We start from the raw sequence: 12,236 nt of genomic DNA, 5'->3' as shown, positions 1-12,236 counted from the left end.
CACGCCGCGGCGGCGGCCTGCGCGGCCGCGACGGAAGAGGAAAGGGAGAGGACGGATCGTCAGGTGCCGGGAGGCGCGGGAGGTGCCCGCCCGCGGTCGTGGCCCGTGCGGCCGGGGGAGACGGACGGGGAGCCGGGCGTCGTCGGGGTCCGCCGCTCGTGGGCGGCCGGGACGACACCGGTCCCGTGCGCGGTGACGGCGAGGTGGTCCGGTGCCGAGGGGCGTTCGCCGAGGTGGTCGTGGCGGAGCCTGGTCTGGGTGGCGCAGGCGCTCGGGCAGCCGTCGTCGGCGTGGAACCCGTTGTCCGGGCGGGGGACGGCCGTGACCGAGTGGACCGGGAGCGGCCCGCCGGGCGCCACGCGCGCGCCGGGCGCGGGCCATGCCGGGACCAGGGCCAGCAGGACGGCCAGCAGCACGGTGAGCGCCACCGCGAGCCACGGACCGCCGGCGCGGGGACCCACCGGGAGGGCCCGCCCGACGGACAGACCGGGGGAGTGCACGCGGGGCCTGCGGTGGGGGTCCGCGTGGGGGTTCTTCGTGCGGGTCGGTCGTGGGGCGGGCTGGGGTGCCGCCGTTGCGGGCCGGGGCGTGGGCTGGTCGGGGGAGTGCGGGTGGGGGTCCGCGTGGGGGTTCTTTGTGCGGGTCGGTCGTGGGGCGGGCTGGGGTGCCGCCGTTGCGGGCCGGGGCGTGGGCTGGCCGGGGGAGTGCGGGTGGGGGTCCGCGTGCGGGTTCTTCCGGCGGGTCGGTCGTGGGGCGGGCCGTCGGGGCGTCCCGCCGGCTTCGGGCGCCGGGAGCGCGGGGACGTGCACGCCGGGCTTCGTGGCCCCGGGATCGTCCGGGTGCGGGGCGCAGGGCGCGGGGCGCATGCGCCGTCCCCTTTCGTGGTGGGGTGAGCCCGGAGCTCCGGCCGGGGAGTGGGCGGCCAGAGCCCCGGGCGGTCCGGGGGGCGGAGGGGGTCAGGGTTCGATGAGGCCGGCGCGGATGGCGTACCGGGTCAGCTCCAGCCGGTCGCGCAGCCCGAGCTTCTGCAACAGGTTCGCCCGGTGCCGCTGGACGGTCTTGATGCTGATGAAGAGGATCTCGGCGATCTCCTTCGACGAATGGCCCTCGGCGACGAGCTTGAGGACCTCCTCCTCGCGGGGGGTCAGGATGTGGTCGGCGGTCTCCTCGCCGTGCCGGACCCGGTCGAGGTAGTTGCGGATCAGGGCCGTGACCGCGCCGGGGTAGAGGAACGGCTCGTCGCGCATCGCGGCCCGGCAGGCGGCGACCAGATCCCGGTCGGCGACGGACTTCAGCACGTAACCGCAGGCGCCCGACTTCAGCGCCTGGAACAGGTACTGCTCGTTGTCGTGCATCGTCAGCATCAGGATGCGCAGGCCCGGTTTGAGCGCCGACAGCTCCCTGGCCGCCTGCAGACCGGTCAGCCGGGGCATCGCGATGTCCAGCACGGCGAGGTCCACGGCATGGGCCCGGGCCATGTCGATGGCCTCGGCTCCGTCCCCGGCCTCGGCGACCACTTCGAGGTCCGGCTCCCGGTCGAGGATGAGGCGCACACCGCGGCGTACCAGCGCGTGGTCGTCGGCGAGCAGGATGCGGATCCGGGACGGGTCGCGCGCGGGCGGCCCGGACGCGGCCGGTACGGACGCCGTCGCCTCGGGGGCGGACGGGGCGGGCAGGGACGGGTCGGACATGGTCAGGGCTGCTTCCTGGATGCGGGTACGGGTGCGGCGAGCCGGATCCGGGTGCCGGTCCCGGGCGCCGAGGTGATGTCGAGGGCGGCCCCGATCAAGAGGGCCCGTTCCCGCATGCCGCGGATCCCCGCGCCCTCGCACGCCGCCTCGATGCCGCGGCCGTCGTCGGTGATCGTGAGCACCACCGCGCCGTCGGCCCGGCCGAGGCTCACCTCCAGGCGCTCGGCGTCCGCGTGGCGGGCGGCGTTGGTCAGGCTCTCCTGCGCGACGCGGTAGAGGACCAGTTCCGTCTCGTGGTCCAGGGCGGGCAGGTCGGCCTCGAAGCGGCGGGTGACCCGCAGGCCGGTGTGGGTGGCGAAGTCGTGCGTGAGCGAGGTCAGCGCGCTGATCAGGCCGAGGTCGTCCAGGACCCCGGGCCGCAGCCGGCGCACCAGGCGGCGGACCTCGTCCAGGCTCTCCCGGGTGATCTCCTGCGCCTGGTGCAGCTCGTCGCGCAGCGGCTGGTCGGCGTCGTCCGCCGCGCGCCCCAGCACGAGCAGGATCGCGGTCATGCTCTGCCCGACCTCGTCGTGCAGCTCCTGCGCGATACGGCGCCGCTCCGCCTCCTGGGCGAGCAGGACGCGGGCGCTGCTGGTGGCGCGCTCGTGCTCCAGGCGGTCGAGCATGGCGTTGAAGGTGCGGATCAGCTCGGGGACCTCACCGCCGCCGGACACCGGGAGCCGCTGGCCGGGTCGCAGCAGGTCGACCGTGGTCATCAGCTTCGTGAGCCGGTCCAGCGGCGACAGGCCCCAGCGCAGCAGGGCACCGTTGGCGACCAGCATGACGGCCATGCCGCCGAGCAGGACGACGGCCTCGGTCAGCAGGACCGGTACGGAGACGGTCACCGGAGCCCACAGCAGCAGTGCCGTGGCGAAGCCCAGCACCACCGCGTTGAGCCCGAAGATCCGCCAGAACAGGGACACGGGGGGTACGCCTCCTTCTGCGACGCGGCAAGCCTCTACCTTCGGTCATCGCGCACCCCGGTCGGAGCTGCGGCCCTTGGTCACGACCGAGCCTGTGCCCAGCCTGCCCCTTCCGCCCCGCCGGGTCGATGGGGTCCGACCCCCATTTCCCGGGTGCCCCACACCCATGCGGACGCCCCCCGGACGCCGGGGAGTGGATGCTCCGCCCCCGGGCAAATGGGGCCTGCGCCCGATGGGAAACCGCCGCCGGCCCGGCCAGGGTTGAGGGTGACCAGGACTTCGTCGTGCCGTACTCCCGACGACCTGCTCTCCCGACGACCTGCCGTACTCCCGAGAGAAGGACTCATCGTGTCGCTCGACGCCTCCCGCATCGAACCCCGCCCCGAGCGGCTGACCGCCCACGAGGCCCGCCAGCGCCTCGAGCACGCGCGCAACACCCGCATGACCCAGCTCCAGGCCCTCGGCGAGAGCAGCCAGGACGACCAGCTGATGTCCGCGCAGAAGACGGCCATCGAACGGGTGCTCAAGGAGATCGAGGAAGCCTTCGCGCGCGTCGAGAACGGCAGCTACGGCACCTGCCTCGGCTGCCGCAAGCCCGTCCCGGGCGAGCGCCTGGAGATCCTTCCCTACACGCGGTACTGCGTCGCCTGCCAGCGCCGCGCCGCCGCCTGAGCACCGCCGTCCGGCTTACGTCTCCCGCCCTGCCGAGGGGTGAAGTGGTGAACCAACAGATCATCGACGGCGACACACGTCTGTCGCCCGAGGACCTCGCTGTGCTCCGTGACAACCTCCTCGAGCAGCGGGCGTTCCGCGAGGAGCAACTGCGGCAGATCACGACCGTCCCGACCCGCGCCGACGAGCGGCGCCGGCGGCGCTCCGCCGCGCAGACCGAGGTCCGGGGCCAGCTCGCGGCCTCCGCGCGCATGGTCCTCGCCGACGTCGAGGCGGCACTCGTCCGCATGGCCGAGGGCCGCTACGGCTCCTGCCACCTGTGCCGGCGTCCCATCGCCCGCGAGCGTCTGACGATCGTGCCGCAGGCCCGCTACTGCGCCCGCTGCCAGCAGGTGCGGGAGGCCGGACGATGACCGTGCTCCGGCGGCCCCGTGCCGCCCTGTCCCGGCACCGGCCGTGGCCCCTGTGCCGGCAGTGCAGCGGCGTCGCCCTCGACATGGGCAGCGCCCGCACCCGTGCCTGGGTCGCCGGGCGGGGCATGATCCTGGACGTGCCGACGGTCACCTTCCCCGGCGCCGGCGCGGTGTATCCCATCCAGCGCGGCTCCATCGTCGACACCGAGGGCACGGCCCGGATGCTCGACCGGCTGCTCGGTCACCGCCTGCCCCGCTTCGCCCGCCCGCTGGTCGTGGTGACCGCGCCCGTCCTGGACGGGTTCGCCTACCGCGCCGAGGCCCGTACGGCGGTGGAGGTGCTGCGTCCGCGCAGCGTGCTGACCGTCCCCAGCGCGCGGGCCGTCGCCCTGGCGGCCGGAGCGGACCTGTCCCGGCCGCTGCTGGTGGTGGACCTCGGCGCCCATCTCACCGAGGTGGTGCTGCTGGTGGACGGCGCCGTCTTCGACGCGCGCCGTACCGCGCTGGGCACGGGCGACCTGGACGCCGCCACCCCGGCGACACGGATCGCGGAGGCGGTGGTCGACATGGTGACGTCGATGCTGCGCCAGGACCGTACGTCCCTGACCGTCGACGCCCTGGGCAGGGGACCGCTGCTGGCCGGCGGGGGCGCCCTGCGTCCCGAGATCACCTGCCGTCTCACCGCCACGCTGCACGCGCCCCTGCGGGCCGTGCCGGCGCCGCACACCGCCGCCGTCCGCGGGGCCGCGAGGCTCCTGGAGGCCGCCCACGCCCACCCGTCGACCACGGACCCCGGCCCGGACGCGGACCCACCGGACCGGTGCCCCCACTGACCACGGCCGCGGCCCCACCCCCGGAGCCGGCCGCGGCGGCGACGCTCCCGTCCCCCGCCGCCGCGGCCGGCACCGGCCCACGGCCCCGCTCCGGCTGCCCGGACTCTGGAAGGAGGCATCACCGTGGCCGGCGACATACCGCGAGCGCAGCCACCCCCGGCACCCGCGCCCCGCCAGCACCCGTACGTCCTGCTGTGGCGGTGGCGCCGCAACCCCCTGCGGCGCCGTACCGACCGGATGCAGGCGTGGATCGTCCTCGGACTGCTGCTCGCCGCGCCGGCGGCGGCCCTGGCGGCGATGTTCGCGGCCGGCGACGCGGCGTACCGGCACTACCGCGACACCGCCGCGCACCAGGAACGCACCCGGGACCACGTCCCCGCGGTCCTCGTCCGCGACGCCCCGCGCCACCCGGAACCCGGGTCGGACGAGGCGCGGAAGACCCGCTACCCGGTCGAGGTCCGCTTCACCGCGCCGGACGCCGGGACGAGGACCGGGAAGGCCGACGTCGAACCCGGGCTGCCCGCGGGCAGCACCGTCCTGGTCTGGGTGGACACGGCGGGCGGGATCACCGACCCGCCGCTGGACGCCGGGCAGATCCGCAGCCGCACCATGGGCTGGGCGATCCTCGCCTTCCTGGGCGTCATCCTCACCGGTCTCGCGGCGCACGGCGTCACCGGCCTGCTGCTGCACCGGCGCAACCTCGCCGAGTGGGACAGGGCATGGGCGGCCACGTCACCACGCTGGAGCAGATCCCCCTGATCCCTTCCGGCCGGCCCGGGCCGGCGTGCCCCCGCCGTCAGGCCGTCGCCGCCCCCGCGGCCGGCGGGGTGAGCTGGCGGGCCAGCCAGGTCGGCACGCCGCCGAGCAGGCGCAGCAGTCGTCGTGCCTCCTCCCGCAGCCGTGAGGCCTCCGGCTCCGACTCCGCGTCCGCGAGCGACACCAGCGCCGGGGCCGTACCGACGAGGTACCCGAGCTCCTCGCGGATGCGGAGCGACTCGGCGAAACCGTGCCGCGCCTCCGCCAACTCGCCCTCCCTGAGCGCGAGTCCGGCCAGATGACGCCAGGTGCCCGACTGGAGCAGCGGATCCCCGTGCGCGGTCGCCCCGGCATGCGCCCGCCGGTAGGCCGCGCGGGCGGCCTGCGGCGAGCGGGTCAGGTTCTCCGCGACCAGCCCGCGCCGGAAGTCCAGCAGCGCCCGCCCCCGTGCCCCCGGTGCGATCAGCGCGGCCGCCCGGCCCAGCGCGGCCCGCGCCTCGTCGGCCCGGTCGCGCACGCCGTGCACGGTGGCTGCGTAGGCGAGCTGACCGCGTTCACAGGCGGCGGCTCCGCGCTCGTCGTCGGTGTGGGCCAGCGCCTCGGCGGTGCGCAGCGCGTCCTCCGCCTCCGCCCAGCCCTGCTCGGTGTACAGGCACCGCTCCACCAGCAGCGCCGCCCGTTGCAGCGCGCTGGCCGCGGTGACCGGCTGCAACAGCGCCACCGCGTCGGCCCAGCAGGCGCGCGAGCGCAGCCGCCACACCGCGGTCTGGAGCGGATCGTCACCCTCGGTCGTTCCCCAACCAGAACCAGCCATGGCGGAATGCGCCACGTCGCCCTCCCCAAGCACGCCATCGAGCCGTCGAGTGGTGGCCGCATCTCAGCACGGATCGAGGGGCCCGGCCAAGGGGGTGGGTGAAAGATTTCACAAAGTGGTGGGAGTTTCGGCGGCCGAGGTTTGGGACGTCTCGGACCCCGCGTCTCAGCTCATCCGCAGTGCCAGGAAGAAATCGAGCTTGTCCTCGAGGCGCGACAGGTCACGCCCCGTCAACTGCTCGATCCGCCCGACGCGGTAGCGCAGCGTGTTGACGTGCAGGTGGAGCCGGGTCGCGCAGCGCGTCCAGGAGCCGTCGCAGTCGAGGAAGGCCTCCAGCGTCGGGATGAGCTCGGCGCGGTGGCGGCGGTCGTAGTCCCGCAGCGGGTCCAGCAGCCGGGCCGTGAAGGCGCGGCGCACGTCGTCCGGGACGAAGGGGAGCAGCAGCACGTGCGAGGCCAGTTCCTGGTGGCCGGCCGCGCACACCCGGCCGGGCCGGGCCGCGGCGACCCGCCGCGCGTGCCGGGCCTCCTCCAGCGCCCCGCGCAGGCCCTCCGCCGAGTGCACGGCCGCGCTGACGCCGAGCGTGAGCCGCCCGTCGCCGTCCAGTCCGGCGGACAGCGGGTCCCTCACGGACGTCAGCAGCGCGTCGGCGAGGATCCCGGCCTCGGAGCCGTCGTGCTCGCTGGAGACCGCCGGCAGCGGCACCAGCGCGATGGCCTCCTCGCCGGTGTGCGCCACGGCGATGCGGTCGGAGGGCTCGGGGCCCGCCGCCAGCGGGTCGACGAGGATCTCCTCCAGGAGCCGCTGGGCGACCGGCCCGTCCTCGACCCCGCCGTCCTCCCACTCGACGCGGGCCACGACGACCTGCCAGTGCGGAGCCGCGCCCGCACCCGGCAGCAGCACCGGCGCCGCGACCCGCAGCCGGGCCGCGATCTCGGCGGGCGCCGCGCCCGTCTGCACCAGTTCCAGCACCTCCTGTGCGAGCCGTCGGCGCACCGTGCGCGCCGCGTCCCGACGGTCCCGCTCGACCGCTATCAGCTGGGTGACGCCGTACAGCAGGTCGAGCCGTTCCTCGGCCCACTCGCCGGCGTCCGCCTCCACGACCAGCAGCCAGTCGGACAGCACGCTCTCGCGCACGTCCCGCGGGGCCTGCGGAGTACGCCCGCTGCGCACCGGGAAGAGGCTGTACGTCGTCCCGCCCACCGTCACCCGGTGCGGTGCCCGGCGGCCCGTCCGGGTCGCGGCCAGGTGCTCCGCCGCCAGCTTCGCGCACATCTCGGCGGGCAGCGCCGGACCCGCGTCCTTGGGGACGGCGACCGGCCGCCCGGTCGGGGACAGCACCCAGGCCCGCAGGTCGAGGTCGGAACCGAGCAGATCGAGGACGACATCGGGGCCGCCGCCCGCCGGACCGGACGTCATCATCCGCCGGTGCCGGTCCACCACGGCCGCCAGGTCCCCGGCCCGCTCGCCGGACACCTGGCGCACCACGTGCTCGGTGATGGTCGCGAACGCCACCGACTCGTTCACCGCGAACAGCGGCAGCCGGTGCCGCGCGCACGCCACCACCAGGTCCTCCGGCACGCTGCCGAGCTCGGCCTCGCCGGCGGCGAGGGCCGCCACGCCGGCCTGCACCAGGATGCGGACGAACGGTTCGGAGTCGGCGGTGTCCCGGCGCCAGGCCAGGCCGGTGAGGACCAGCTCTCCGCCGGAGAGATAGCGGCTGGGGTCCCGCAGGTCGGTGGTCATCACGCCCCGCACGGAGCGGTCCAGCTCGTCCTCGCCGCCGAGCAGCTTGAGGCCCAGCGCGTCGGTGTCCAGCAGTGCGCGCAGCCGCATTCTCGTCGCCGCCGTTCTTTCGTCTCGAAATGTTCGCTTGATCTAGGGGGTCCGGGTCAAGGGACCGGTCGGCGGGCCGGCGAGCGCCGCTCGCCCGCTTCCGAGCTGTGTTCCAGGTCACGCGGCTGTTGCGCCCGTTTCCAGAGGAAGACGAGGAGGTTACTGAGGACCTCCGTTCATACGAATCTACAAGATGCCTGCCGTGGCCAGCCAACTCCTTCATGGTTTCTGCGACTGACCCAGGTGGAGCACCGGGCGGTGTACTGAGCCCACTCCACGTGAACAGCACATGAACGAACCGGGCCCGCCGCTGACGGATTGGCTCAAACCCGTACGCCCCACAAGACGATGAAGAGAGCCGGTCATGGACTTCCTTCGCCCCGCCAGTTGGGAGGAGGCGCTCGCCGCGAAGGCCGAGCACCCCACCGCTGTGCCGCTTGCGGGTGGCACCGACGTGATGGTCGAGATCAACTTCGACCACCGCCGGCCCGAGTACCTCATGGACCTGAACCGCATCGGCGATCTGACCGAGTGGGAGGTCCAGGAGGATTCCGTACGGCTCGGTGCCTCCGTGCCCTATACGAAGATCATGGAGAACCTGAGCACCGAGCTGCCGGGTCTCGCCCTCGCCTCGCACACGGTCGCCTCCCCGCAGATCCGTAACCGCGGCGGCGTGGGCGGGAACCTCGGCACCGCCTCCCCGGCCGGCGACGCCCACCCGGCACTGCTCGCCGCCGGGGCCGAGGTCGAGGTCGAGTCGGTGCGCGGCGCCCGCCGCATCCCGATCGACGCGTTCTACACCGGCGTGAAGCGCAACGCGCTGGAGCCCGACGAGCTGATCCGCGCCGTGCACATCAAGAAGGCCGACGGCCCGCAGCAGTTCTCCAAGGTCGGCACCCGCAACGCCATGGTCATCGCCGTCTGCGCGTTCGGCCTGGCCCTGCACCCCGGCACCCGCACGGTCCGCACCGGCATCGGCTCGGCCGCGCCCACCCCCGTGCGGGCGACGGCCGCCGAGGACTTCCTCGTGGCGGCGCTCGACGAGGGCGGCTTCTGGGGCAACGGAAAGATCATCACGCCGTCGGTCGTCAAGCAGTTCGCGGACCTGTGCTCCGCCGCCTGCAACCCGATCGACGACGTACGGGGCACCGCGAGCTACCGCCGCCACGCGGTCGGCGTCATGGCTCGCCGGACCCTCACCTGGACCTGGGAGGCGTACCGCGGCGCCCACCGCACCACGGAGGGAGCTGCGTAATGCGCGTCAACTTCACTGTCAACGGGCGGCCGCAGGAAGCCGACGACGTCTGGGAGGGCGAGTCCCTGCTCTACGTCCTGCGCGAGCGGCTCGGCCTGCCCGGCTCCAAGAACGCCTGCGAGCAGGGCGAGTGCGGCTCCTGCACGGTCCGCCTGGACGGCGTGCCGGTCTGCGCCTGCCTCGTCGCGGCCGGTCAGGCCGAGGGCCGCGAGGTCGTCACCGTCGAAGGACTGGCCGATTTCGCCCAGCAGCGCGCCGAGGGCTGCGCCGCCGGCGACGGCGGCGACCGGGGCACCACGCTCGACGAGGCCAAGCGGTGGCGGGCCCAGGGCACCGACTCGCATGCCGGCGAGGGCACGGAACTGGCCCCGATCCAGCAGGCGTTCATCGACGCCGGAGCCGTCCAGTGCGGCTTCTGCACGCCGGGTCTGCTGGTCGCCGCCGACGAGATGCTGGAGCGCAACCCGAACCCGACCGACGCGGACATCCGCGAGGCGCTGTCGGGCAACCTGTGCCGCTGCACCGGCTACGAGAAGATCATGGACGCGGTCCGCCTGGCCGCCGCCCGCCAGTCCGAGGGGGCGTGAGCATGGCTGCCAACGGCGCACCCACCAAGATCACCCAGGGTTCGAAGACCAAGGGCGGCATCGGCGAGTCCACGCTCCGCCCGGACGGCGTCCTCAAGGTCACCGGCGAGTTCGCGTACTCGTCCGACATGTGGCACGAGGACATGCTCTGGGGCCAGATCCTGCGCTCCACGGTCGCGCACGCCGAGATCGTCTCCATCGACACCAGCGAGGCCCTCGCCCAGGCCGGTGTCCACGCGGTCATGACGTACGACGACCTGCCGACCGACGTGCGCCACTACGGCCTGGAGATCCGGGACACCCCGGTCCTCGCCCACGGCAAGGTGCGCCACCACGGTGAGCCGGTGGCGATCGTCGCCGCCGACCACCCGGAGACCGCGCGCCGCGCCGCCGCCAAGATCAAGGTCGAGTACCGGGAACTGCCCGTCATCACCGACGAGGCCTCCGCGACCGCCCCGGACGCGGTCCTCGTCCACGAGAACCGCGACGACCACCACATCGGCCACGTCCCGCACCCGAACATCCTGCACCGCCAGCCGATCGTCCGCGGCGACGCCGACCAGGCCGCCCGGCGGGCCGACGTGATCGTCAAGGGCGACTACTGGTTCGGCATGCAGGACCAGGCCTTCCTCGGCCCGGAGTCCGGCCTCGCGGTACCGGCCGAGGACGGCGGCGTCGACCTGTACGTCGCCACCCAGTGGCTGCACTCCGACCTGCGCCAGATCGCCCCGGTCCTCGGCCTGCCCGAGAAGAAGGTGCGCATGACGCTGTCCGGCGTCGGCGGCGCGTTCGGCGGGCGCGAGGACCTGTCGATGCAGATCCACGCCTGCCTGCTGGCGATGCGCACCGGCAAGCCGGTCAAGATCGTCTACAACCGCTTCGAGTCCTTCTTCGGGCACGTCCACCGCCACCCGGCCCGGCTGCACTACGAGCACGGCGCCACCAGGGACGGCAAGCTCACGCACATGAAGTGCCGGATCGTCCTGGACGGCGGCGCCTACGCCTCCGCCTCCCCGGCCGTCGTCGGCAACGCCTCCTCGCTGTCCGCGGGCCCGTACGTGATCGACGACGTCGACATCGAGGCCCTCGCCCTCTACACCAACAACCCGCCCTGCGGCGCCATGCGCGGCTTCGGCGCGGTCCAGGCGTGCTTCGCCTACGAGGCGCAGATGGACAAGGTGGCCGCGGAACTCGGCATGGACCCGGTGGAGTTCCGCCGGATCAACGCCATGGAGCAGGGCACTCTCATGCCCACCGGCCAGCCGGTCGACTCCCCGGCCCCGGTCGCCGAACTCCTGCGCCGCGTCAAGGCGAGGCCCATGCCGCCGGAGCGCCAGTGGGAGTCCAGCGAGGGCGCCGACGTGCGCCAGCTGCCCGGCGGTCTGTCCAACACCACGCACGGCGAGGGCGTCGTACGGGGCGTCGGCTACGCGGTCGGCATCAAGAACGTCGGCTTCTCCGAGGGCTTCGACGACTACTCCACCGCCAAGGTCCGCATGGAGGTCGTCGGCGGTCAGCCCGTCGCCACCGTGCACACGGCGATGGCGGAGGTCGGCCAGGGCGGCGTCACCGTCCACGCGCAGATCGCCCGCACCGAGCTCGGCGTCACCCAGGTCACCATCCACCCCGCCGACACTCAGGTGGGCTCGGCGGGCTCCACCTCGGCCTCCCGGCAGACGTACGTCACCGGCGGCGCCGTGAGGAACGCCTGCGAGCTGGTCCGCGCGAAGGTCCTGGACATCGGCCGCCGCAGGTTCGGCTCCTACCACCCGGCCTGGGCCACCGCCGAGCTGCTCCTGGAGGGCGGCAAGGTCGTCACCGACGGCGGCGAGGTCCTCGCCGACCTCGTGGACGTCCTGGAGGGCGAGGCCGTCGAGGTCGAGGAGGAGTGGCGGCACCGGCCGACCGAACCCTTCGACCTGCGCACCGGCCAGGGCAACGGCCACGTCCAGTACTCCTTCGCCGCGCACCGCGCCGTCGTCGAGGTCGACACCGAGCTCGGCCTGGTCAAGGTCATCGAACTGGCCTGCGCCCAGGACGTCGGCAAGGCGCTCAACCCGCTCTCCGTCATCGGCCAGATCCAGGGCGGCACCGTCCAGGGCCTGGGCATCGCGGTGATGGAGGAGATCGTCGTCGACCCGAAGACGGCCAAGGTCAGGAACCCGTCCTTCACGGACTACCTGCTCCCCACGATCCTCGACACGCCGACCATCCCCGTCGACGTGCTCGAACTCGCCGACGACCACGCCCCGTACGGGCTGCGCGGCGTCGGCGAGGCACCCACCCTGTCGTCCACACCGGCGGTCCTCGCGGCCATCCGGAACGCGACCGGGCTGGCGCTGGACCGCACGCCGGTACGACCGGAACACCTCACCGGCACGGCGTGAGAAGACCCTCCGGGCGGCGCACGGAACGTC

General features: G+C 74.0%; 12 protein-coding genes. 7 read left to right on the top strand and 5 right to left on the bottom strand.

What is annotated here, in order from left to right; translation table 11 throughout:
• Positions 1-59: 59 nt before the first annotated feature.
• The 3 genes from ACIRG6_RS32645 to ACIRG6_RS32635 all read right to left on the bottom strand — a co-directional run bounded on the left by ACIRG6_RS32645 (position 60) and on the right by ACIRG6_RS32635 (position 2,653).
• Positions 60-500: a hypothetical protein gene (locus tag ACIRG6_RS32645; protein ID WP_365022529.1), complete on the bottom strand. Its 441-nt coding sequence runs from the start codon at positions 498-500 to the stop codon at positions 60-62.
• Positions 501-956: 456 nt separating this feature from the next.
• On the bottom strand, positions 957-1,691 hold the full coding sequence (locus tag ACIRG6_RS32640; protein ID WP_225637335.1) for a response regulator: 735 nt from the start codon (positions 1,689-1,691) through the stop codon (positions 957-959).
• A 2-nt stretch (positions 1,692-1,693) separates the two neighbouring features.
• Positions 1,694-2,653 carry a HAMP domain-containing sensor histidine kinase gene (locus ACIRG6_RS32635; RefSeq protein WP_350715599.1) on the bottom strand — a complete coding sequence of 320 codons (960 nt, stop codon included), beginning with the start codon at positions 2,651-2,653 and terminating at the stop codon, positions 1,694-1,696.
• A gap of 348 nt (positions 2,654-3,001) precedes the next feature.
• On the opposite strand from ACIRG6_RS32635, the gene ACIRG6_RS32630 reads away from it, so the two are divergent.
• The 4 genes from ACIRG6_RS32630 to ACIRG6_RS32615 all read left to right on the top strand — a co-directional run bounded on the left by ACIRG6_RS32630 (position 3,002) and on the right by ACIRG6_RS32615 (position 5,330).
• Positions 3,002-3,325, top strand: coding sequence for a TraR/DksA C4-type zinc finger protein (locus tag ACIRG6_RS32630; RefSeq protein ID WP_239764211.1), 324 nt, complete (start codon positions 3,002-3,004; stop codon positions 3,323-3,325).
• A gap of 44 nt (positions 3,326-3,369) precedes the next feature.
• Positions 3,370-3,738, top strand: coding sequence for a TraR/DksA family transcriptional regulator (locus tag ACIRG6_RS32625; protein WP_364678885.1), 369 nt, complete (start codon positions 3,370-3,372; stop codon positions 3,736-3,738).
• On the top strand, positions 3,735-4,571 hold the full coding sequence (locus tag ACIRG6_RS32620; RefSeq protein WP_364678888.1) for a rod shape-determining protein: 837 nt from the start codon (positions 3,735-3,737) through the stop codon (positions 4,569-4,571). The genes ACIRG6_RS32625 and ACIRG6_RS32620 overlap by 4 nt, the downstream gene beginning before the upstream one ends.
• Before the next feature lie 123 nt (positions 4,572-4,694).
• Complete coding sequence (locus ACIRG6_RS32615; RefSeq protein WP_318214974.1) at positions 4,695-5,330, top strand: Rv1733c family protein; 636 nt, start codon at positions 4,695-4,697, stop codon at positions 5,328-5,330.
• 37 nt (positions 5,331-5,367) lie between these two features.
• Here the strand turns inward: ACIRG6_RS32615 and ACIRG6_RS32610 are convergent, their stop codons facing one another.
• Together ACIRG6_RS32610 and ACIRG6_RS32605 are read right to left on the bottom strand one after the other, a co-directional pair.
• Entirely contained in the window at positions 5,368-6,156 is a 789-nt protein-coding gene (locus ACIRG6_RS32610; protein ID WP_350715592.1) for a hypothetical protein, read from the bottom strand.
• Between the two features lie 150 nt (positions 6,157-6,306).
• On the bottom strand, positions 6,307-7,977 hold the full coding sequence (locus ACIRG6_RS32605) for a PucR family transcriptional regulator (RefSeq protein WP_364678891.1): 1,671 nt from the start codon (positions 7,975-7,977) through the stop codon (positions 6,307-6,309).
• 364 nt (positions 7,978-8,341) lie between these two features.
• Between ACIRG6_RS32605 and ACIRG6_RS32600 the strand changes: the two genes are divergently transcribed.
• The 3 genes from ACIRG6_RS32600 to ACIRG6_RS32590 are packed head-to-tail and all read left to right on the top strand — an operon-like array spanning position 8,342 to position 12,206.
• Positions 8,342-9,232, top strand: coding sequence for an FAD binding domain-containing protein (locus ACIRG6_RS32600; RefSeq protein ID WP_364678894.1), 891 nt, complete (start codon positions 8,342-8,344; stop codon positions 9,230-9,232).
• The gene (locus tag ACIRG6_RS32595) at positions 9,232-9,819 is read left to right on the top strand and encodes a (2Fe-2S)-binding protein (protein ID WP_318214978.1); all 588 of its coding nucleotides are present in this window, start codon (positions 9,232-9,234) and stop codon (positions 9,817-9,819) included. Before ACIRG6_RS32600 ends, ACIRG6_RS32595 begins: the two co-directional genes overlap by 1 nt.
• A 2-nt stretch (positions 9,820-9,821) precedes the next feature.
• Entirely contained in the window at positions 9,822-12,206 is a 2,385-nt protein-coding gene (locus tag ACIRG6_RS32590) for a xanthine dehydrogenase family protein molybdopterin-binding subunit (protein WP_403325265.1), read from the top strand.
• Positions 12,207-12,236 lie beyond the last annotated feature (30 nt).

The organism is Streptomyces flaveolus, assembly GCF_044765825.1.
Lineage (GTDB): Bacteria > Actinomycetota > Actinomycetes > Streptomycetales > Streptomycetaceae > Streptomyces > Streptomyces flaveolus.
The sequence above is the reverse complement of the archived record's forward strand: the minus strand, read 5'-3'. Positions and strand labels throughout refer to the sequence as shown.